Annotated in this window: 21 protein-coding genes; 12 read left to right on the top strand and 9 right to left on the bottom strand. The window is 61.4% G+C overall.

Annotated elements, in window-relative coordinates:
- Window positions 1–1,212 precede the first annotated feature (1,212 nt).
- Both dut and coaBC read right to left on the bottom strand, forming a co-directional pair.
- Complete coding sequence (gene dut / locus ALTER154_RS07790) at window positions 1,213–1,668, bottom strand: dUTP diphosphatase (RefSeq protein WP_090250542.1); 456 nt, start codon at window positions 1,666–1,668, stop codon at window positions 1,213–1,215.
- Between the two features lie 26 nt (window positions 1,669–1,694).
- Entirely contained in the window at window positions 1,695–2,903 is a 1,209-nt protein-coding gene (coaBC, locus tag ALTER154_RS07785) for a bifunctional phosphopantothenoylcysteine decarboxylase/phosphopantothenate--cysteine ligase CoaBC (RefSeq protein WP_160085991.1), read from the bottom strand.
- A 190-nt stretch (window positions 2,904–3,093) separates the two neighbouring features.
- Here coaBC and radC point away from each other — a divergent pair, with 190 nt between their 5' ends.
- The gene (gene radC, locus ALTER154_RS07780) at window positions 3,094–3,768 is read left to right on the top strand and encodes a DNA repair protein RadC (RefSeq protein WP_160085989.1); all 675 of its coding nucleotides are present in this window, start codon (window positions 3,094–3,096) and stop codon (window positions 3,766–3,768) included.
- Here the strand turns inward: radC and ALTER154_RS07775 are convergent.
- Entirely contained in the window at window positions 3,765–5,354 is a 1,590-nt protein-coding gene (locus tag ALTER154_RS07775) for an ABC transporter substrate-binding protein (RefSeq protein WP_160085987.1), read from the bottom strand. The two genes, radC and ALTER154_RS07775, sit on opposite strands and share 4 nt — an antisense overlap.
- Before the next feature lie 347 nt (window positions 5,355–5,701).
- Here ALTER154_RS07775 and rpmB point away from each other — a divergent pair, with 347 nt between their 5' ends.
- Together rpmB and rpmG are read left to right on the top strand one after the other, a co-directional pair.
- Window positions 5,702–5,938: a 50S ribosomal protein L28 gene (gene rpmB / locus ALTER154_RS07770; protein ID WP_090240685.1), complete on the top strand. Its 237-nt coding sequence runs from the start codon at window positions 5,702–5,704 to the stop codon at window positions 5,936–5,938.
- Between the two features lie 10 nt (window positions 5,939–5,948).
- Window positions 5,949–6,104, top strand: coding sequence for a 50S ribosomal protein L33 (gene rpmG, locus ALTER154_RS07765; protein WP_022960960.1), 156 nt, complete (start codon window positions 5,949–5,951; stop codon window positions 6,102–6,104).
- A gap of 136 nt (window positions 6,105–6,240) precedes the next feature.
- Here the strand turns inward: rpmG and ALTER154_RS07760 are convergent, their stop codons facing one another.
- Window positions 6,241–6,606, bottom strand: coding sequence for a cupin domain-containing protein (locus tag ALTER154_RS07760; protein WP_160085985.1), 366 nt, complete (start codon window positions 6,604–6,606; stop codon window positions 6,241–6,243).
- Between the two features lie 260 nt (window positions 6,607–6,866).
- On the opposite strand from ALTER154_RS07760, the gene ALTER154_RS07755 reads away from it, so the two are divergent.
- Together ALTER154_RS07755 and ALTER154_RS07750 are read left to right on the top strand one after the other, a co-directional pair.
- A complete protein-coding gene (locus tag ALTER154_RS07755; protein ID WP_160085983.1) occupies window positions 6,867–8,360 on the top strand; it encodes an aldehyde dehydrogenase in 1,494 nt (497 codons plus the stop codon).
- A 204-nt stretch (window positions 8,361–8,564) separates the two neighbouring features.
- Window positions 8,565–9,713 carry an MFS transporter gene (locus ALTER154_RS07750; protein ID WP_160085981.1) on the top strand — a complete coding sequence of 383 codons (1,149 nt, stop codon included), beginning with the start codon at window positions 8,565–8,567 and terminating at the stop codon, window positions 9,711–9,713.
- On the opposite strand, the gene ALTER154_RS07745 is transcribed toward ALTER154_RS07750, so the two are convergent.
- Window positions 9,703–11,160, bottom strand: a complete 1,458-nt coding sequence (locus ALTER154_RS07745) for a PLP-dependent aminotransferase family protein (RefSeq protein WP_160085979.1) — start codon at window positions 11,158–11,160, stop codon at window positions 9,703–9,705. The two genes, ALTER154_RS07750 and ALTER154_RS07745, sit on opposite strands and share 11 nt — an antisense overlap.
- 182 nt (window positions 11,161–11,342) lie before the next feature.
- Between ALTER154_RS07745 and ALTER154_RS07740 the strand changes: the two genes are divergently transcribed.
- Complete coding sequence (locus ALTER154_RS07740) at window positions 11,343–11,585, top strand: DUF1127 domain-containing protein (RefSeq protein ID WP_160085977.1); 243 nt, start codon at window positions 11,343–11,345, stop codon at window positions 11,583–11,585.
- Between the two features lie 42 nt (window positions 11,586–11,627).
- On the opposite strand, the gene ALTER154_RS07735 is transcribed toward ALTER154_RS07740, so the two are convergent.
- Window positions 11,628–12,941, bottom strand: coding sequence for an FAD-binding oxidoreductase (locus ALTER154_RS07735; protein WP_160085975.1), 1,314 nt, complete (start codon window positions 12,939–12,941; stop codon window positions 11,628–11,630).
- A gap of 175 nt (window positions 12,942–13,116) precedes the next feature.
- Here ALTER154_RS07735 and ALTER154_RS07730 point away from each other — a divergent pair, with 175 nt between their 5' ends.
- Window positions 13,117–13,470 (top strand): YkgJ family cysteine cluster protein, encoded by a 354-nt coding sequence (locus ALTER154_RS07730; RefSeq protein ID WP_160085973.1) that lies wholly within the window; start codon window positions 13,117–13,119, stop codon window positions 13,468–13,470.
- Window positions 13,471–13,473: 3 nt separating this feature from the next.
- Here the strand turns inward: ALTER154_RS07730 and dadR are convergent, their stop codons facing one another.
- A complete protein-coding gene (gene dadR, locus ALTER154_RS07725) occupies window positions 13,474–13,962 on the bottom strand; it encodes a transcriptional regulator DadR (RefSeq protein ID WP_090250512.1) in 489 nt (162 codons plus the stop codon).
- A 155-nt stretch (window positions 13,963–14,117) separates the two neighbouring features.
- On the opposite strand from dadR, the gene dadA reads away from it, so the two are divergent.
- The 5 genes from dadA to ALTER154_RS07700 all read left to right on the top strand — a co-directional run bounded on the left by dadA (window position 14,118) and on the right by ALTER154_RS07700 (window position 18,087).
- On the top strand, window positions 14,118–15,416 hold the full coding sequence (gene dadA / locus ALTER154_RS07720) for a D-amino acid dehydrogenase (protein WP_090250509.1): 1,299 nt from the start codon (window positions 14,118–14,120) through the stop codon (window positions 15,414–15,416).
- On the top strand, window positions 15,391–15,741 hold the full coding sequence (locus ALTER154_RS07715) for a RidA family protein (RefSeq protein ID WP_090250506.1): 351 nt from the start codon (window positions 15,391–15,393) through the stop codon (window positions 15,739–15,741). Before dadA ends, ALTER154_RS07715 begins: the two co-directional genes overlap by 26 nt.
- Window positions 15,742–15,829: 88 nt before the next feature.
- Window positions 15,830–16,903 carry an alanine racemase gene (alr, locus tag ALTER154_RS07710; protein ID WP_160085971.1) on the top strand — a complete coding sequence of 358 codons (1,074 nt, stop codon included), beginning with the start codon at window positions 15,830–15,832 and terminating at the stop codon, window positions 16,901–16,903.
- Between the two features lie 102 nt (window positions 16,904–17,005).
- Window positions 17,006–17,554, top strand: a complete 549-nt coding sequence (locus tag ALTER154_RS07705; RefSeq protein ID WP_090250501.1) for a cupin domain-containing protein — start codon at window positions 17,006–17,008, stop codon at window positions 17,552–17,554.
- 110 nt (window positions 17,555–17,664) lie between these two features.
- The gene (locus tag ALTER154_RS07700) at window positions 17,665–18,087 is read left to right on the top strand and encodes a cytochrome c5 family protein (protein ID WP_090250499.1); all 423 of its coding nucleotides are present in this window, start codon (window positions 17,665–17,667) and stop codon (window positions 18,085–18,087) included.
- 95 nt (window positions 18,088–18,182) lie between these two features.
- Here the strand turns inward: ALTER154_RS07700 and ALTER154_RS07695 are convergent, their stop codons facing one another.
- Window positions 18,183–18,755: a xanthine phosphoribosyltransferase gene (locus tag ALTER154_RS07695; protein ID WP_160085969.1), complete on the bottom strand. Its 573-nt coding sequence runs from the start codon at window positions 18,753–18,755 to the stop codon at window positions 18,183–18,185.
- 118 nt (window positions 18,756–18,873) lie between these two features.
- On the bottom strand, window positions 18,874–20,883 hold the full coding sequence (rep, locus tag ALTER154_RS07690; protein ID WP_160085967.1) for a DNA helicase Rep: 2,010 nt from the start codon (window positions 20,881–20,883) through the stop codon (window positions 18,874–18,876).
- Between the last annotated feature and the right edge of the window lie 55 nt (window positions 20,884–20,938).

The following is a 20,938-nucleotide window of genomic DNA, read 5'->3' as shown; positions in this document are numbered from 1 at the left end:
ATCGAGAATATCGATATCGAGGATGTCGGTGTCCTGAAACAGTGGGTCGACCATGGCGCTGGCAGGCGTCTGCATAGCGGCGACGCCTGGATTGACTGCGCCTGCATTATTAGTCGGCGCGGCGGCCTGTTCCGTAGCGCGGCGCGGCATGCGTGCAAGGTTTTGCGCCAGAATATCCAGGGCAGGCAGGCTCAGGCTGAACGCCTTGACGGCCTTGCCGGCGGAAAGCTCCTTGAGCATCTGCCCCAGCTGCAGCACGTCGTCACGCAGGTGGCGTTGCAGGCTGCTCTGCAGCAGGTAGAGGCCGGTAATGGCGCCAGCCAGAGCCAGTAGCCCGGCGATGGCCAGCAGCAGCGGCGAGAACACCGGGTTGGTCAGTGACGGGCCAGGGGTAAAGCTGACCGTCCAGTTGGGGTTGCCAGTGCTGAATGACTGCGCGTTGCCTTGCGCGTCACCGCGCTGGGCCAGGACCTGGGCAGCGGTGTTATTGAATTGCTGGATCAGCTGGATCTGGCCGATTTCGGCAGGCATCACCGGTAGGCTAGCGAGCAGACGCTCCAAGTCTACAGCCAGCAGCAGGGTGCCATGCAGCGGCTCACCTTCGCTTAGACGCAGCGGCGCGGCGCTATACACCAGCCAGCGTTGGCCGACCTTGTAGGCCTCGGGTGCAGGCGTCTGGCCGTTTTCGGCGCGGCGCAGCATGTCCAGCGCGGCGAAGTTCATCGGCGCGCTGCGGCCCATGTCCTGCACAGCCTGGCCGCGGGCATTGAGGTGCGCGTCGACTACCCCGTACCAGTAGGTGAGGTTGCGTTCGGCTGCGCGTACCTGAGCAATGTCCTGACTTTGTAGGGCCTGCAGCAGTTGCGGGTTGCGAGCAGCCGCCTGGGTGTCAGCGCTCAGCTGTTGCAGGGCTTTCTGCAGCACAGTCGCCTGACCACCGCCCCACGCCTGACTGAGTTGTTGCAGTTGCTGCTGGTAAGCGCTGTTAAGCGGGCCAAACCACAGCAGTGCACCGGCCAGGATGATGCCGATCAAGGCAGCCAGCATGCCCGGTAACAGGGCGTTGGGGCTGTTCTTGGCCGCTTTGGCCTCGACGGGGGCGCTGGTCAGTTGGGCGCTGGCGGTTGTCTCGTCAGTGTCCTTGGCCGTGCGCTTGAAGAGTTTCATGCAGCGTCTCCTCGGCAATTCATCCTGGAAATTAGATTAAGGCAATCAATGGCTACCGGAGTGGCCAAAGCCGCCTGCACCGCGCTGACTCTCATCGAACTGTTCAACCAGTTCGAAATGCGCTTGCACCACCGGGACCAGAATCAGCTGGGCGATGCGTTCGCCGATGGCGATGGTGAAGGCGCTTTGTCCGCGGTTCCAGCAAGACACCATCAATTCGCCCTGGTAGTCCGAGTCGATCAGGCCGACGAGGTTTCCCAGCACGATGCCGTGTTTGTGGCCCAGGCCCGAGCGCGGCAGGATCATCGCGGCGAGACCGGGGTCGCCGATGTAGATCGACAGGCCAGTGGGGATCAACACGGTTTGCCCCGGCTCAAGCACAAGCTCCTGCTTGAGCATGGCGCGCAGGTCGAGGCCGGCGGAGCCCGGTGTGGCGTAGTGCGGCAGCGGAAATTCGGTGCCCAGGCGCGGGTCGAGGATCTTGGCTTGTAAGGCGTGCATATCGGGCTCTATTCGGTAAGTGGGCGTCAGCAGCTGGCCATGCGCTCGGCAATAAAGCTCACCAGCTGGCGTGCAATCTTGCTCTTGCTGGTCTGGGCAAAGCTGCTTTGTTGCAGTTCACGGTCGATGATGGTGATGGCGTTTTCTTCGCTGTTGAAGCCGATGCTGGGGTTGGCCACGTCATTGGCGACGATCAGGTCGAGATTCTTGTCGCGCAGCTTGCGCGAGGCGTACTCCAGCAGATTCTCGGTTTCGGCGGCAAAGCCGACGCTGAACGGCCGATCACTGCGCCCCGCCAGGGTGGCGAGAATATCCGGGTTACGGACCATTTGCAGGAGTAGACCATCACCACTGGTGGGGTCTTTTTTCAATTTGTGCTGGGCGACCACTTCCGGGCGGTAATCGGCTACCGCAGCGGCGGCGATCAGCAGGTCGCAGGGCATCGCGGCTTCGCAGGCGGCGAGCATGTCGCGGGCGCTGGTGACGTTGATGCGGGTAACGCGTTCAGGGGTTGGCAGGTGTACTGGGCCGCTGATCAGGGTGACTTTAGCGCCGGCCTCGGCTGCCGCTTCGGCGAGGGCAAAACCCATTTTGCCGGAGCTGTGGTTGGTGATGTAGCGCACCGGGTCGATGTTTTCCTGAGTCGGGCCCGCTGTGATCAGCACGTGCTTGCCGGTCAGTGCCTGATGCTGGAAGCAGTCGGCGGCACATTGCACCAGCTGTTCCGCTTCGAGCATACGGCCCAGGCCGACATCGCCGCAGGCCTGGCTGCCAGCAGCAGGGCCAAATAGGTGTAGGCCCCGCGCGCTGAGCAGCTCTGCGTTGGCCTGGGTCGCCGGGTCGCGCCACATGGCCTGGTTCATTGCCGGTGCGAGAGCGACGGTGGCGTCGGTGGCCAGCACCAAAGTGGTCAGCAGGTCATCGGCGACACCCTGAGCCAGGCGCGCCATGAGGTCGGCGGTGGCGGGGGCGATGAGGACCAGGTCGGCCCAGCGCGCCAGGTCGATGTGGCCCATGGCCGCTTCGGCCTCGGGGTCGAGCAGGTCGAGGTGCACCGGATGCCCGGACAGGGCTTGCAGGGTCAGTGGCGTAATAAACTCACGGCCGCCTTTGGTCATGACCACGCGTACATCGGCGTCCTGGTCCTTGAGTCGGCGAATCAGCTCAGCACTTTTATACGCGGCAATACCGCCGCCCACGCCAACAATGATGCGTTTCCGATACAGCCGCTGCATAGGCCTGCCTTTTATAGAGATGGGTATACACCGCGACGCTGACACCTCCCCAGGCCGGTCGCCGCGTAAAAGTTGGGCTACGATAGCACAAGGGTTGTATGCGAGTAGCGCTGCCAAGTGCTTGCCTGGCTTGGCTTTGCGCTCGCTGACGTGGCGCTTTGTCGCGCCTTTTAGCACACATGGAGGTGTGATGAGTATTCGTGATTGGCCGGCGGCCGAGCGCCCACGGGAAAAACTCCTCGCTCAAGGCGCCGCCGCGCTCACCGACGCTGAGTTGTTGGCAATTTTCTTGCGCACCGGAGTGGCCGGGCAGAGTGCTGTGGATCTGGCGCGTCACCTGTTGGGTGACTTCGGCAGCTTGCGTGCTTTGTTACAGGCCGACCTGTCTTCGTTCAGTCAGCGACTAGGCCTGGGGCCCGCCAAATTCGCCCAGTTGCAGGCGGTGCTGGAGATGGCGCGCCGACATCTGGCCGAGCAATTGCGCCGCGATTCGGCGCTGGAAAGCCCGCAGGCTGTGCGTGATTACCTGAAAGCGCTGCTACGCCACGAGCCGCATGAAGTGTTTGGCTGCCTGTTTCTCGATGCCAAACACCGCGTGCTGGCGTTCGAGGCGTTGTTTCATGGCTCCATCGACAGTGCTAGCGTTTACCCCCGTCAGGTGGTCAAACGCGCGTTGGCGCACAACGCGGCCGCACTGATTCTGACTCATAACCATCCGTCCGGTATCGCCGAGCCCAGTCAGGCCGATCGGGTGCTGACCCGCCGCCTGAAAGAGGCGCTGGAGCTGGTGGATGTGCGCGTACTCGACCACTTTATCGTCGGCGACGGTGAGCCGCTGTCGATGGCGGAGTACGGTTGGCTCTAAGGCGCCAGTCGCACTTTGGAAAAATCCTGGCGACCGAACGGACTGACCTGGTAACCCTCGACCTGTTTGCGCGTCAGCGCGTAGGCGGTTGGGTGCGCCAGCGGTAGCCACAGCGCCTGCTGCTGGATGATTTGCTGCGCTTCTTTATATATCCGGCTGCGCTGTGCCTGGTCGCTGGTGCTTTTGCCATCGGCGATCAGCTTGTCCAGTTGCGGGTCGCAATAGCGCGCGAAGTTCAGCCCGGATTCGAGCGAGGCGCAGGCAAACTGCGGGGTGAGGAAGTTGTCCGGGTCGCCGTTGTCGCCTGCCCAGCCCATAAACAGCAGGTCATGCTCGCCGGCTTTGGCGCGGCGAATCAGCTCGCCCCATTCGATCACGCGGATTTCTGCTTTTATGCCGACTTTGGCGAGGTCAGCCTGCAGCAACTGCGCGCCCAGGCTCGGGTTGGGGTTGAGCACGCTGCCGGTGGGGCGGGTCCAGATTGTGGTGCTGAAGCCATCGGCTAGGCCGGCCTGCTTGAGCAGGTCGCGGGCTTTCTGCGGGTCGTGGGGGTAACCGGGCAGTTCGCTGGCGTAGCTCCAGGTATTCGGTGGGTAGGGGCCGTTGGCGGCCTCGGCGCTATTTTCGAATACTGCCTTGAGGTAGCTGGATTTATCGAACGCCAGGTTGATCGCCTGGCGTACGGCGGGTTGATCCAACGGTGGATGCTGACTGTTGATTCCGACGAAGGCGGTCATAAAGGCTGCGGTATGGGCGCTTTTCAGATTGTTATCAGCGCTGATCGCCTGAACATCCTGTGGTTTCGGCGACAGTGCGATATGGCACTCACCGCGGCGTAACTTCTGCAAGCGCACGTTGGCGTCGGGTGTGATCGCGAATACCAGATTGTCCACCGCAGGCTTGCCTGCGAAGTAGCTCGGGTTGGCGCTGTAGCGCACGCTGGCGTCCTTCTGGAAGCGCTTGAAGACAAACGGCCCTGTGCCGATGGGCTGGCTGTTGAGGGTTTCCGGCGTACCGGCTGCCAGTAATTGCGCCGCGTACTCGGCGGAATAAATAGACGCGAAGCCCATGCTCAAGGTGGCGAGAAAGGTGGCATCCGGGCGATTAAGGCTAAAACGCAGGCTGTGTTCGCCGGTTTTTTCGATGGATTTGATCAGGCTGGGCAGCTGCATCGACTGGGCGTGGGGATAACCACTGGGGGCGACCTTGTGCCACGGGTGCGCCTGATCAAGCATGCGCTTAAAGCTGAACAGCACGTCATCGGCATTTAGTGGGCGGCTGGGGGTGAAGTACTCGGTCTTGTGGAACTGCACGTCAGGACGCAGGGTGAAGCTGTAACTCAGGCCATCCGGGCTGACTTCCCAGGCTTGCGCCAGGCTCGGCTGCAACGTGCCGCTGGTCGCATCGAAATCCACCAGGCGGTTCATCAGCACGTCGGCTGATGCGTTGGTGGTGGTCAGCGAGTTGTACTGCACCACATCAAAGCCATCTGGGCTGGCCTCGGTGCAGACGCTGAGCGTACTGGCCTGGGTCAGGGCGGGCATAATCAGTGAAACGAGCAGTAGCGGAAGGGCGGCGAGACGCATGGCAAACTCCTTGGTCGCGTGGGGACGCTGGCGCAGGTCTTACCCTAGGCTATTAAACGAAGGCAGGGCAATCAGTCTTGGCGACGAGCGGTCGATCTGCGCTATTGCTGTTGCTGGCAGGTCTGGAAGCGGAAATTGCAGTGCGAAGCTCGCCGGGAGATGTGCGTTTAACCTTGTTGCGCTGGGGGCTTTCTGGTATAAAGCAGCGCTCTTTTGTAGGGGCCCGGTTCTTGCGCTTTCAGGTACGGCCGGTAAGACCCTCGAGATACGCGGCGCTGAGCGCCAAGATTGAATAATTAGCGGCCAACCCATGCCGGGTTGGGCATGTGGTTTTAGAGGGCTGAGGCATGTCGAGAGTCTGTCAAGTTACCGGTAAGGGTCCGGTAACCGGGAATAACATTTCCCACGCAAACAACAAAACCCGTCGTCGTTTCCTGCCGAACCTGCAGCATCACCGCTTCTGGGTCGAGTCTGAGAACCGTTTTGTGCGTCTGCGCGTTTCTGCCAAAGGCATGCGTTGCATCGACAAGCGTGGTATTGACGTCGTTCTGTCCGAGCTGCGTGCTCGCGGCGAAAAGGTTTAAGGGGAAAGTCATGCGTGAATTGATCCGTTTGATCTCGAGTGCCGGTACTGGTCACTTCTACACTACCGACAAAAACAAGCGCACCACTCCGGACAAAATCGAAATCAAAAAATTCGATCCGGTTGTGCGTAAGCACGTGATGTACAAGGAAGGCAAGATCAAGTAATTGATCTGGCGCCTTGCCGAAAAAGCCCGCTTTTATAGCGGGCTTTTTCTTGCCTGCGATTTACTGTCGTGATGTGCAGGCCACAAAAAGCCCGCCATAAAGGCGGGCAAAGGATGACGCATGAAGAGTGGCCTGATCAGCGGCTGGCTTGCTCGAAGATCACATAGACCTTGCGGCAGGGCTCCAGCACTTCCCAGGTACCGGAAAAGCCGGCCGGGATAACAAAACGGTCGCCGGCGCGCAGGGTCTTGGCGTTGCCGTCCTGGTCGCGCAGCACCGAGACACCCTGCAGAATCTCGCAGTACTCGTGTTCGGTGTAGTTGATGGTCCAGTGGCCGACGTCGCCTTCCCAGATCCCCGTATTGAACTGACCACACGGGCTGCCGTAGTGGTTGCGCACGCTTTGCTCGGGGTCGCCCTTGAGCACTTTCTCTGCTGCCGGACGGTAATGTTCAGGTGTAGTGGTGGCGGTGGCGAAGTCGACGATCTTTTCGATATTCATAAGCATGTCCGGTAGGAATTGAGCGCCGGTTTAGGCCAGGCTTGTTGTCGGTTTGGGTGGTAATTTCGGCAGTCTATGTTTAATAAAGCACACATAACAAGGCAGCTTTGCCAGTTTTTGTAAAAAATATTGGAAGTGTGCAGGCCGCTGGTTTAGTGTTGCCGGCAGGATTGGGTGAGCAGGTTTTTGCGGCCCCATGCAGAATAATTGACAGCGCAGCGACCACCAGCGGCGCTTTACTAGCGATAGAGGATGTTCGAATGACTAGCCTGACTCGTGCCGACTGGGAGCAGCGCGCCAAGAACCTGAAGATCGAAGGCCGCGCCTTTGTTCATGGCGAGTACCGCGCCGCCGTCTCCGGGGCCACCTTTGAGTGCATCAGCCCGGTCGACGGACGCCTGCTCGGCCTGGTAGCCAGCTGTGACCTGGCCGATGCCGAGTTGGCCGTCGCGGATGCCCGTGCCACCTTCGAGTCCGGCGTCTGGTCGCGTATGGCGCCGGCTCAGCGCAAGCGCATCATGATCCGTTTTGCCGACCTGATGGATCAGCACGCCGAAGAGCTGGCCCTGCTGGAAACCCTCGACATGGGCAAGCCGATCAGCGATGCCCTGGGTGTCGACGTGCCGGGTGCCTCGCGGGCGATTCGCTGGAGCGGAGAAGCGGTCGACAAGATTTACGACGAAGTGGCGGCTACCCCGCATGACGAGCTGGGCCTGGTGACTCGCGAGCCGGTCGGCGTAGTCGCGGCCATCGTGCCGTGGAACTTCCCGATGATCATGACCGCCTGGAAGCTCGGCCCGGCGCTGGCCACCGGCAACTCGGTGATCGTCAAACCGTCCGAAAAATCCCCGCTGACCGCCCTGCGCATGGCGCAGCTGGCACTGGACGCCGGCATCCCGGCGGGCGTACTCAACGTGCTGCCAGGTTACGGCCACACCGTCGGCAAGGCGCTGGCGCTGCATATGGACGTCGACACGCTGGTGTTTACCGGGTCGACCAAGATCGCCAAGCAACTGATGATCTACGCTGGCGAATCGAACATGAAACGCGTCTGGCTGGAAGCCGGCGGCAAGAGCGCGAATATCGTCTTCGCCGATGCGCCGGACCTCAAGGCCGCAGCCGAGGCTGCTGCTGCAGCGATCTGCTTCAACCAGGGCGAGATGTGCACCGCTGGCTCGCGCTTGCTGGTGGAACGCTCGATCAAGGACACCTTCATGCCCATGGTTCTGGAAGCTATGCAGGACTGGAAAGCTGGCTACGCTCTTGACCCAGATACCAAGGTCGGCGCGCTGGTCGATGCGGGTCACCTGAATGCCGTGCTTGGCTACATCGACGCCGGCCACAAGGATCAGGCCAAGCTGCTCTGCGGCGGCAAGCGCACCCTGGAAGAAACGGGCGGCCAGTATGTCGAACCGACCATTTTCGATGATGCGCACAACGCCATGCGCATCGCTCAGGAAGAAATCTTCGGCCCGGTGCTGACGGTGATTCCGTTCGACAGCACCGAAGAAGCCATCGCGATTGCCAACGACAGTATCTACGGCCTGGCAGCCGCCATCTGGACCAGCAACCTGTCCAAGGCGCACCTGGCCGCCAAGGCGCTGCGCGTTGGCAGCATGTGGGTCAATCAGTACGACGGCGGCGACATGACCGCACCGTTCGGCGGCTTCAAGCAGTCCGGTAACGGCCGTGACAAGTCGCTGCATGCCTTCGACAAGTACACTGAGATTAAGGCGACCTGGATCAAACTGTAACGCTACCGGGACGACCTCCGGGCCTTCGGCCATGCTGCGTTGCGTCCTCGCTTAAAAGCTCCGGGGCGCCTTGCCTGGCTTTAGTCCCGTAGCTCTGACGGGGTTGGCTCCACTAAATCCATTTGCGGCCGGGTTCCTATGGAGCCCGGCCGTTTTGCATCTACGTGGCGGGTGCTGAGCGAGCCAGGGAGTGGAGTGAGAAGAATGAATTGGATGACCTATTTTGCCGTCAGTGCGGCGGTGGTGATCGTCGGGTTGGCGCTGGGCGTGACGCTACCGCTGGTGTCGTTTCGCCTTGAGGCTTGGGGTTATGGCCCCTTTGCCATTGGCGTGATGGCGGGCATGCCGGCCGTTGGCGTGTTGCTCGGCGCGCGGCTGACCGGGCACTTGGCCGGCTGGTTCGGCACGCCGCAGACCCTGCGCTTGTGTCTACTGGCCAGCGCCGCCTCGGTGGCGCTGCTGAGCGTGATGCCGAGCTATCCGCTGTGGCTGCTGCTGCGTCTGCTGATTGGCATCTCCTTGACCGTGGTGTTTGTGCTCGGCGAAAGCTGGATCAATCAGCTGGTTGAGGACCGTCTGCGCGGCCGTCTGGTGGCGCTGTATGGCACCGGCTTTGCGCTCAGCCAGCTGTGCGGGCCGCTGCTGCTGACCCTGCTGGGTACGGAAAGTGACCGCGGTTTCTGGTTCTCTGCCGCGCTGCTGGTGGGCGGTAGCCTGCTGCTGTTGGGGCGCGATGGAGCGCCCAAGGTCGATGCGCAGAGTGCGTCCGGGCGTGGCATCCTGGCGTTCTGCCGCACTTCGCCAGCGATTGCCTGGGCGGTGGTGCTGTTTGCCGCGTTCGAGGCGATGGTGCTGACGCTGCTGCCGGTGTATCTGGTGCGCGAAGGCTTTGCCCAGCAGATGGCATTGATCATGGTCAGTGCGGTGGTGGTGGGCGATGCGGCGCTGCAATTGCCGATTGGCTGGATGGCCGACCGGGTACCACGGCAGACGCTATTCCGCTGCTGCGGGGTGGTGCTGCTGCTGTCGAGCCTGAGCATTCCGTCATTGCTGCACACGCCGCTGATCTGGGTCGTGCTGGTGCTGTTTGGCGCCAGCGCGGGCGGCCTGTACACCCTGTCGCTTATTCTGGTCGGGCAGCGCTATCGTGACGATGCGCTGGTGCGCGCCAACTCGCATATCGCCCTGCTCTGGGGCGCGGGTTGTCTGCTCGGGCCGCTGTCGACCGGTGCCGCCAGTCAGTGGGTCAGCGGTCATGCGCTGCCGATCCTGATGGCGATTGGCGCGGCGCTGTTTGTCTGGCTGGCGTTTCAGCGGGGGGCATTCAGCGAGGTGGCGGCCATCAAGGCGTGACCGCAACCTCTGCGCTGTTGTGTGGGAGCTGTTGCTCGGTGAGCAGCGCGGCCACGCATTCGCCGACCTGGCGAATTGACTGTTCAAGCGCTGGAGTGGGTTGCCCGGCGTAGTTGATGCGCAGGCAATTGCGGTATTTGCCGGCGGCGGAAAAGATGCTGCCGGGCGCGATCTGGATGTTGTATGGCTGCAGCTCACGGTTCAGGCGTTGGCTGTCAAAGCCCTGTGGCAGCTCCAGCCACAGCATAAAGCCGCCCTGGGGCCGGCTGACCCGCGTGCCGGCGGGGAAGTAGCGGCTGACCCAGTCGATCATGCAATCGCGGTTGCGCGCGTACTGGCTGCGCATCCGGCGTAGGTGCGGCTCGTAATGCCCGCTGGCGATGTACTCGGCCAGGGCGAGCTGGGGCAGTTGTGCGGCCATGCCGGTGCTCATGTATTTGAGGTGCAGCACCTGTTGCAGGTAGCGGCCCGGGGCAATCCAGCCAGCCCGCAGGCCGGGCGCCAGGGTTTTGGAAAACGAGCTGCAGAAGAGCACGCGACCGTCCTCGTCGAATGATTTGATGCTGCGCGGGCGTGGGTAGCTGTAGGCCAGCTCGCCGTAAACATCATCCTCGATAATCGCCACGTCATAGCGCTGTGCCAGGGCCAGCAAGGCGCGTTTGTTGGCCTCCGGCATGATGTAACCGAGCGGGTTGTTGCAGTTGGGGGTGAGCTGGATGGCCTTGATCGGCCATTGCTCCAGCGCGAGCTCTAGCGCCTCCAGGCTGATCCCGGTGAGCGGGTCGGTGGGCAGTTCCAGGGCCTTCATGCCGTAGCCCTTGAGTGCTTGCATCACGCCATGAAAGCTCGGTGAATCCACGGCCACGATGTCGCCCGGCTCGCACACGGCGCGAATGCCCACGGACAGTGCTTCGTGGCAGCCGGTGGTGGTGATGATCTCTTCAATGGCGATCTGGCAGCCGGAATCGAGCATCAGGCGTGACAGTTGTGCGCGCAGGCCAGGGTCACCATACAGGCTGCCATAGCTCAGCTCCTTGACCTCCTGGCGGCGGCTCATGCGTGACAGGGTACGCAGCAGCGGTTTCAGGGTTGGGCTGCTGATATCCGGCATGCCGCGCCCCAGTTGCAGCACATCACCGCCAGGCGGTCGGCTGATCAGTTCCAGTACCTGGTCCCACTGGGAAATATCCACCGGTCGCTGCGCGGCGCGGCTGACCATCGGCAGCGCCGGCTGCTGGCGCGCCTGGGGCACAAAGTAGCCGGACTTGGGCTTGGGCGTGGCCAGGCCCTGATCCTCCAGGTGGCGGTAGGCCTGCTGCACCGTGCTCAGGCTGACGCCATGTTCCAGGCTGAGGGCGCGCACGGAGGGTAGGCGATCACCGGGGCGATACAGGCCCTGTTCAATACGGGCGCCGAGCAACTCAGCCAGGTTGACGTAAAGCGTCATAACAGTTGCCTCGCAATTTCTCTGTGTGCCGCACCAAGCCAGTACAGATAGGGAACAAATCCACCATTCAGAGCTTGGTTTCTGAAATCTGTATGGATTTAAAAGTATATTTTTGAATCTGTCATGCTTTTCCCGTGTCACCCATCATGACCTCCCATCAGGCTTACGGGCAGGAGCAGGCGATGAACGGGTTGAGTGATGTCAGGCTGACAATGAAATCAGGCGAGCTGCAGCAGTCTGCGGGCGGGCATCTGTATGCTCAGCAGGGTACAGCGAAGCCAGCTGCACCCCGCTGGAGCACATTCTGGCAGCGCCTGACGACTCGCCGCGCGCTGCTGAGGCTGACCGATGAACAGCTCAAGGATATCGGGCTAAGCCGCGGGCAGGCCCTGCGCGAGGCGCAGCTGCCGTTCTGGAAGCTGTGAGGGAAATGCGCAGCAGGTCGTTGTGGCCTGCTGCGTAGTACGTCAGACCAGTTCTTTCATCCGGTGCCAGAGCATGCCCAGGGCGAGCAGCGGCGAGCGCAGGTGTTTGCCGCCGGGGAAGGTCATGTGCGGCACCTTGGCGAACAGGTCGAAGCCGCTGCTGGCCTGGCCGGCGATGGCCTCGCCGAGCAGTTTGCCGGCCAGGTGCGTGGCGTTGACGCCGTGGCCCGAGTAAGCCTGGGCGTAATACACGTTGGGCTGTTCCTTGAGCCGGCCGATCTGCGGCAGGCGGTTGGCGCCGATGCCGATCATGCCGCCCCATTGGTAGTCGATTTTCACGTCGCTCAGATGCGGGAAGACTTCCAGCATTTTCGGTCGCATATAACCGGCGATGTCTGCAGGATCGCGGCCGGAATAATGGCAGGCACCGCCGAACAACAAGCGCCGGTCAGCGGACAGACGGTAATAATCCAGGGCCACACGCTGGTCACACAGTGCCATGTTCTGCGGAATGATCGCCCGCGCTTCGGCTTCGGACAGCGGTTCTGTGGCGATCACGTAGCTGCCGGCGGGCAGCACCTTACCGCCCAGATTGCTGTTCAGGCCATTCAGGTAAGCGTTGCAACCGAGCACTAGGGTAGTTGCGCGCACCACGCCTTGGGCAGTGTGAACCTTGACCTCACTGCCATAGTCGATGCGCGTCACTGCCGAATTCTCGAACAGTTGTACGCCCAGGCTCTGCGCCGCGGCGGCTTCGCCGAGAGCCAGATTGAGCGGGTGCAGGTGGCCGGAGCCCATGTCGATCATGCCGCCGACGTAGCGGTTGGAGCCGACCACCTCGTGCATCTGCTCCGGTTGCAGCAGGCGCATTTCATGGCGATAACCCAACTGCTTGAGTTCGGCCATGTCTTCGGCGAAGTCGGCGAGGTGGCTGGGTTTGTTGGCCAGGTCGCAGTAGCCCCAGGTCAGGTCGCAGTTGATGTTGAAGTGCTCGATACGCTGGCGGACGATTTCCACCGCTTCCAGGCCCATCAGTTTCAGTTCGCGCACGCCTTGCGCGCCAATCACCGATTCGAATTGCTCCACGCCATGGCCGACGCCGCGAATCAGCTGGCCGCCGTTGCGCCCGCTGGCGCCCCAGCCGATCTTGTGCGCTTCCAGCAGCACCACCGAGAGGCCTTTCTGCGCCAGTTCGATGGCGGTGTTAAGGCCGGAAAAACCACCGCCGACGATGCACACATCGGTGCGCAACTCACCCCCCAGGGCGGGGTAGTCGAGTTGGCGATTGGCGCTGGCGGCGTAATAGGAGTTGGCGTGCTGGCTGCTGTGAACCGGCTGGTGAACGCGGGCGTTCATGTGTGGAATCCTGATTATTATGTTTGGAAAATTTTACGAAGCATAAGCGTCGAATTTGCCAAACGCCAAGAGGCAATCGCGAAATAAGCGGATTTTCGTCGGTTAGCCGCTGCTCCTGTCGCGATTCAACTTTGGCCACGGTTACTATGCCGACCTGTGTTTCAGGATCACGTCCATGAGTTGCACCAGTCGAAAGATCGATCAGCTGCGTTTGCAGATTCCCAGTTTCGCCTGCGTGCCGGGCTGCCACGATTGCTGCGGCCCGGTCACGGCCTCATCCGAAGAGATGTCGCGGCTGCCGGTAAAGAGTGATGCCGAGCATGACGCCGCGCTGGCTGAGTACAACTGCGTACACCTCGGCCCGCAAGGGTGCACGGTGTATGACCAGCGCCCGCTGATCTGCCGGCTGTTCGGCACCACGCCAAGCCTGCCGTGCCCGCGCGGCCAGGGACCGGAGCAGATGATCGAACCGGCGGTGGCAAAGCAGGTGCATCAGTTGATTGCGACTACCCGCCAAGTTCTAGTCTGACGGCTAGTCGGCAATCGGCAGGCTCAGGCTCTCTTTCACTTCTTCCATGACGATGTAGCTCTTCGACTCACGCACGTGCGGCAGCTTGAGCAGGATGTCGCCGAGCAGCTTGCGGTAGCTGGCCATCTCGTTGATCCGCGCCTTCACCAGGTAGTCGAAGTCACCAGACACCAGGTGGCATTCGAGCACGTGTGGCAGCTTCAGTACGGCGCGGCGGAACTCCTCGAAGGTGTCGCCGGATTTGTAGTCCAGGCTGATCTCGACAAACACCAACAGGCTGGCTTTGAGCTGCTGCGGGTTGAGCCGGGCGTGGTAGCCCATGATGATCCCTTCGCGCTCCAGGCGGCGTACGCGCTCGGTGCAGGGTGTGGTCGACAGGCCAACCCGCTCGCCCAGTTCGGTAAAGCTGATGCGCCCGTCTTCCTGCAGGATGCGCAGGATATTGCGGTCGATCTTGTCCAGTTCGCGGCGGCTCTGATGTTGGGTGCGCACGGTGGATACCCCTCTGTGGAAGGCGATTTTGCCAAGAATTGTCGCCAAATATAGCTATTTATATAGTGAAAAGCACTGCTGATCTCTTCCTATACTGCGCTCAATTGTGATCTCAGGAATTATCCGTCGCGCATTGTCGCGGCGAGGAGAGCGGCATGCGGGTTTTAGTTCTCGGCAGCGGTGTGATTGGTACAGCCAGTGCGTATTACCTGGCGCGTCAGGGTTTTGAAGTGGTGGTGGTCGACCGGCAGCACGCCCCGGCTATGGAAACCAGCTTCGCCAACGCTGGCCAGGTGTCCCCTGGCTACGCCTCGCCGTGGGCTGCGCCGGGCGTGCCGCTGAAAGCGATCAAGTGGCTGCTGCAAAAGCACGCGCCGCTGGCGATCAAGGCCACCGCCGATATCGACCAATACCTGTGGATGGCGCAGATGCTGCGCAACTGCACCGCCAGCCGTTACGCGGTGAACAAGGAGCGCATGGTGCGTTTGTCCGAGTACAGCCGCGACTGCCTCGACGAGCTGCGCGCGGAAACCGGCATCGCCTATGAAGGTCGCAGCCTGGGCACCACCCAGCTGTTCCGCACCCAGGCGCAACTGGATAACGCGGCGAAAGACATCGCCGTGCTGCAGCAATCCGGTGTGCCCTATGAAGTGCTCGACCGCGCTGGTATTGCTCGCGTTGAGCCGGCTCTGGCCGCTGTGACCGACAAGCTGGCCGGCGCGCTGCGTCTGCCGAATGACCAGACAGGCGATTGCCAGCTGTTCACCACCAAACTGGCCGAGATGGCCAAGGCGTTGGGCGTGGAATTCCGCTTCGGTCAGGACATTCAGCGGATCGACGCCGTGGGCGACCGGGTCAATGGCGTTTGGATCGACGGCAAGCTGGAGACCGCCGACCGCTACGTGCTGGCGCTCGGCAGCTTCAGTCCGCAATTGCTCAAGCCGCTGGGCATCAAGGCGCCGGTTTACCCGCTCAAGGGTTACTCGCTGACCGTGCCCATCACCAATGTGGCGATGGCGCCGACCTCGACCATCCTCGATGAAACCTACAAGGTGGCGATCACCCGTTTCGACAACCGCATCCGCGTGGGTGGCATGGCGGAAATCGCCGGCTTCGACCTGAGCCTCAACCCGCGTCGCCGCGAAACCCTGGAAATGATTACCGCCGACCTCTACCCGCAGGGCGGCGACCTGCGCCAGGCCGAATTCTGGACCGGCCTGCGTCCGGCCACTCCGGATGGCACGCCGATTGTTGGCGCCACCGGCTTGCGCAATTTGTTCCTCAACACCGGTCACGGCACACTGGGCTGGACCATGGCCTGCGGCTCCGGTCGCCTGCTTGCCGATCTGATGGCGAAAAAGCGTCCGCAGATCAGCGCCGAAGGCCTGGATATTTCCCGTTACAGCCGTTCCCAGGAGAGTCACAAGCATGTCAGTACAGCGCCTGCACACTGAAAGTCGTTACAGCGAAATCGTCATCCATAACGGCACGGTCTACCTGGCCGGCCAGCTGGCGGACGACTACAGCGGCGACATCGTGCAGCAAACCCGCGAAACCTTGGCAAATACCGACCGCATGTTGGCCGAGGCCGGCAGCGACAAGTCGAAGATCCTCTCCGTGACCATCTACCTGAAGGACATGGACCGCGATTACGCCGGGCTTAATCAGGTCTGGGATGCCTGGGTCGCGCCAGGCGCGGCGCCTGCACGGGCTTGCGTCGAGGCGAAGATGTATAAGCCAGAGGTGCTGGTGGAAATGATGATCGTGGCCGCCCTGTAAATCGGCCCGTCCCGTTTGCGATAAGTGTTTGCCCGGCCATCACACCGGGCTTTTTTACTTCTGAAAACTGCTGATAGCCGAGAACGTCATGCGTCCTGCCCGCGCCCTGATCGACCTGCAAGCCTTGCGTCACAACTACCAACTGGCCCGTGAAGTCAGCGGCGCCCGCGCCCTGGCGGTGATCAAGGCGGATGCCTACGGCCATGGCGCGGTGCGTTGTGCCCAGGCGTTGCAGGAGCAGGCCGATGGTTTTGCCGTGGCCTGTATCGAGGAAGCGCTGCAGCTGCGCGAGGCCGGTATTCGCGGGCCGATTTTGTTGCTGGAGGGCTTTTTCGAGGTCGACGAATTGCCGCTGATCGAGCAGCACGAGCTGTGGTGTGTGGTGCATTCGTTGTGGCAGCTGGAGGCGATTGAGCGCAGCGCGGTACGCCGTCCGCTGACGGTGTGGCTGAAGATGGACAGCGGCATGCACCGCGTCGGCCTACACCCGGCCGATTACCAGGCGGCCTATCAGCGCCTGCTGGCCAGCGGCAAGGTGGCGAAGATTGTGCTGATGAGCCACTTCGCCCGTGCCGACGAGCTGGATTGCCCGCGCAGTGCTGAGCAGTTGGCGGTGTTTCAGCAGGCGCGCCAGGGCATAGTCGCCGAGGTCAGCCTGCGCAATTCGCCAGCCGTATTGGGTTGGCCCAATGTGCCGAGCGACTGGGTGCGTCCCGGCATCATGCTCTACGGAGCCACACCGTTCGAACAGGCGCAGGCCGTGGCTGCGCGGTTGCAGCCGGTGATGACTCTGGAGTCGAAGATCATCAGCGTGCGCGAACTGCCGGCCGGCGAGCCGGTGGGCTATGGCGCACGCTTTGTCAGCGAGCGGCCAACCCGCGTTGGCGTAGTTGCCATGGGCTATGCCGACGGTTACCCACGCCATGCGCCGACAGGCACACCCGTGGCGGTGGACGGCCAACTGACCCGCCTGATCGGCCGTGTGTCGATGGACATGCTCACCGTCGATTTGACTGATCTGCCACAAGCGGGCCTGGGCAGCCGGGTCGAGCTGTGGGGTAAACAGGTACTCGCCAGCGACGTGGCCACCCAGGCCGGCAGTATTCCTTATCAGCTTTTCTGCAACCTGCGAAGGGCGCCGCTGCTCTACCTCGGGCACTAACAGCCACGCTGTAGACGAGTTTGAACGCGAGTGTTGTAAATTCTGAACGCTATGCCATGATACGGCGACTTTTCCGTATCACTCCCAAGGGGGACTCCAGCATTGGACGTCGGTGTACGCCTGCAATCCATTCGCAAACTCAAAGGCCTTTCCCAGCGTGAACTCGCCAAACGGGCGGGCGTCACCAACAGCACCATTTCGATGATCGAGAAGAACAGCGTAAGCCCTTCGATCAGTTCGTTGAAAAAGGTGTTGGCGGGTATCCCCATGTCCCTGGTGGAGTTCTTCTCCCTGGATGTGGAGCAGGATAGCCAGGCCCAGGTGGTTTATCGCGCCGCCGAACTCACCGATATCTGCAGTGGGGCCATCACCATGAAACTGGTGGGTAAGGCGCATCCCAGCCGGGCCATTTCCTTCCTCGATGAAACCTACCCGAGCGGCACTGACACAGGCGATGAGATGTACGCCCACGAAGGTGAAGAGGCCGGCATGCTGGTTGAAGGCAAGCTGGAACTGACCGTCGGCGACGAGGTGTTTATCCTTGAACCGGGCGATAGCTACTACTTCGAGAGCAGCAAGCCGCACCGTTTCCGTAATCCATTCGAACAGCCTGCCCGGCTGATCAGTGCGACCACGCCGGCCAATTTCTAAATAACCCTGCGACAATCTGGGTTGTTTCGGCCAGCCCGGCTTGCCGTTATACTGCTACCCGCTCGCGAAACCGTGGCCGCGAGCGTGACTAGCCACGAAGAGGGTGTACCGTGAACCTGATTAAAAAGCTCCTGGTAGCACCGGCTACCGTATTGGCCCTGTGGGCAGTGACTGCTCAGGCCACGACCGACGACGCCATTGCTGACCGACTGAAGCCGGTTGGCCAAGTCTGTGTGATGGGTGAAGAATGTAAGGGCGTGGGTGCTGTAGCCGTTGCTGCTGGCGGCGGTGCGCGTACTGCCGATGACATCATTGCCAAGCACTGCGGTGCCTGCCACACCCCAGGTATCCTGGGTGCGCCGAAAATTGGCGACACCGCTGCCTGGAAGGCACGTGCTGATAAAGAAGGTGGTATCGACGCTATCCTGAAAACCGCGATTGCCGGCATCAACGCCATGCCGCCGAAAGGCACCTGCGCTGACTGCTCGGATGACGAGCTGCGTGGTGCAATCCAGAAGATGTCCGGCCTGTAAGTCGCTTGACGCTGCTGTGAAAAAGCCGCCTTAAAAGGCGGCTTTTTTGTGGGCGCTAGAAACGGCTCAAGGTAATTCCCGGTGGGCTAAGGCTCTTAGTCGATAAAGCTGACCTGACCATCCTTGAGTGAATCAATGCGCGCCAGCGACTCGACCCGATAACCCTGTGCGTCCAGCTCGGAGCGGCCGCGCTGGAAGGATTTTTCGATCACCACACCGATACCGGCGATGCTTGCACCGGCCTGGCCGATCAGATCAATAAGGGCGCGGGCGGCATGGCCGTTGGCGAGAAAATCGTCAATTAACAGGACATGGTCGTGGGCGCCCAAGTGCTTGGCCGAAATGGCCAGCGTGCTTTCGGTCTGCTTGGTGAAGGAAAACACCTTGGAGATGTACAAGTCGTCCTTGAGCGTCAGTGACTGGTACTTGCGCGCAAAAATCACCGGTACGCCTAACTCCAGGCCTGCCATCACTGCCGGAGCAATGCCCGAGGCTTCGATGGTGACGATCTTGGTGATGTTCTGGCCGGCAAAACGCTGGGCAAACTCATGACCGATCTGCTGCATCAGCTTGGGGTCGATCTGGTGATTGAGAAAGGCATCAACCTTGAGAACATGCTCCGAGAGCACGGTGCCTTCTTCGCGAATCTTCTGTTTCAGCGCTTCCACGCGGTTACCCTCGTCGTTCTTTCTGATACCCGGTCTGCGCCGGGATGTAATGGTGCAGCGTAGCGCGGATGCAGGCGGTGACGAAATACGTCTACCTGTGCCCGCGCGGTGCTGTTGGTTATTTTTTCAGCATGGCGCGCATATTGGCCAGCGCCGAGTTGCCGGTAGCGGCTTTAACCTCCGGTGCGGCGTCTTCCAGGCCTTCCCAGACCAGATCTTCAGGCGGCAATTCATCAAGGAAACGACTCGGCGAGCAGTCGATGATTTCGCCGTACTGTTTGCGCTTGGCGGCAAAGGTCATGGTCAGGTTGCGTTTGGCGCGGGTGATGCCGACATAGGCCAGACGCCGCTCTTCCTCGACCGTATCGGCCTCGATACTGGAGCGATGGGGAAGGATTTCTTCCTCCACACCGAGGATATACACCGAGGGGTACTCCAGGCCCTTGGACGCATGCAGGGTCATCATCTGCACACCTTCGGCGCCTTCCTCTTCTTCCTGCTGGCGTTCGAGCATGTCGCGCAGCACCAGCTTGCCGATGGCGTCCTCGATGGTCATGTCACCCTCTTCGTCGCGCTCCAGGGTGTTCTTCAGTGCTTCGACCAGGAACCAGACGTTGCCCATGCGTGCGTCGGCGACTTTGTCGCTGGAAGCGTTCTGCCGCAGCCAGTTCTCGTAGTCGATGTCCATCACCATGCTGCGGATCGCCGCAATCGGATCGTTCTGCGCGCATTCCTGGCGCACCCGGTCCATCCATTTGGTAAAGCGCGCCAGGCGCTCGGTGTAGCGTGCATCCAGTTGCTCGCCCAAGCCGATTTCGCCGGCAGCGGCGTACATGCTGATCTTGCGGTTGGTGGCGTAGTTACCGAGCTTTTCCAGTGTGGTCGAGCCGATTTCGCGGCGCGGCACGTTGATCACGCGCAGAAAGGCGTTGTCATCATCCGGGTTGACCAGCAGGCGGAAGTAACTCATCAGGTCCTTCACCTCCTGGCGGGCGAAGAAACTGGTGCCGCCCGAGAGGCGATAGGGAATCTGATGGTGCTGCAGCTTCAGCTCCATCAGTTTGGCCTGGTAGTTGCCGCGGTAGAGGATGGCGTAATCGCTGTAAGGGCGCTGGGTGCGCAGGTGCTCGGTGAGGATTTCCAGGGCCACCCGTTCACACTCGGCGTCTTCGTTGCGGCAGCGGATCACGCGGATCTCGTCGCCCATGCCCATCTCGCTCCACAGCTGTTTTTCGAAGGCATGTGGGTTGTTGGCAATGAGGATGTTGGCGCACTTGAGGATGCGGCTGGTGGAGCGATAGTTCTGCTCCAGCATCACCACCTTCAACGAGGGGTAATCCTCTTTCAGCAGCATCAGGTTTTCCGGGCGCGCACCGCGCCAGGCGTAGATCGACTGGTCATCGTCGCCGACCACGGTGAACTGGTTACGCATGCCCACCAAGAGCTTCACCAGCAGGTATTGGCTGGCGTTGGTGTCCTGGTATTCGTCGACCAGCAGGTAGCGGATACGGTTCTGCCATTTTTCCAGGATGTCAGCGTGTTCCTGGAACAGCATCACCGGCAGCAGGATCAGGTCGTTGAAGTCCACCGCGTTGTAGGCGCGCAGGGTGCGCTGGTAGTGCAGGTAGACGATGGCCGCAGTCTGCTCCTTGGGGTTGCGTGCGCCGGCCAGGGCTTGCTCGGGCAGGATCAGGTCATTCTTCCAGCTGTCGATGATGTTCTTGATCTCATCCGCACCGTCATCACCGGCATATTCCTTCTGCATGATGTCGGTGAGCAGTGCCTTGATATCGCCGTCATCGAAGATCGAGAAACCCGGCTTGTAGCCCAGGCGCGCGTATTCCTTGCGGATGATGTTCATGCCCAGGTTGTGGAAGGTCGAGACCGTCAGGCCGCGGGCTTCGGGGCCTTTGAGCAGGGAGCTGACGCGCTCTTTCATCTCGCGCGCCGCCTTGTTGGTAAAGGTCATGGCGACGATATGGCGGGCCTGTATGCCGCAGTTCTGCACCAGGTGGGCGATCTTGCGGGTAATCACGCTGGTCTTGCCGGAGCCTGCGCCGGCGAGCACCAAAAGTGGGCCGCCGACATAGTTCACGGCTTCCTGCTGCCGGGGGTTCAGTCGGGACATGGAATCAATCGTCAGGTGAAGTGGGCGCGCATTTTAACAGGCCTGGCGCATTGTG

It is taken from the genome of Pseudomonas sp. 9AZ (assembly GCF_902506525.1).
Taxonomy (GTDB): Bacteria; Pseudomonadota; Gammaproteobacteria; order Pseudomonadales; family Pseudomonadaceae; genus Aquipseudomonas; species Aquipseudomonas peli.
The sequence above is the reverse complement of the archived record's forward strand: the minus strand, read 5'-3'. Positions and strand labels throughout refer to the sequence as shown.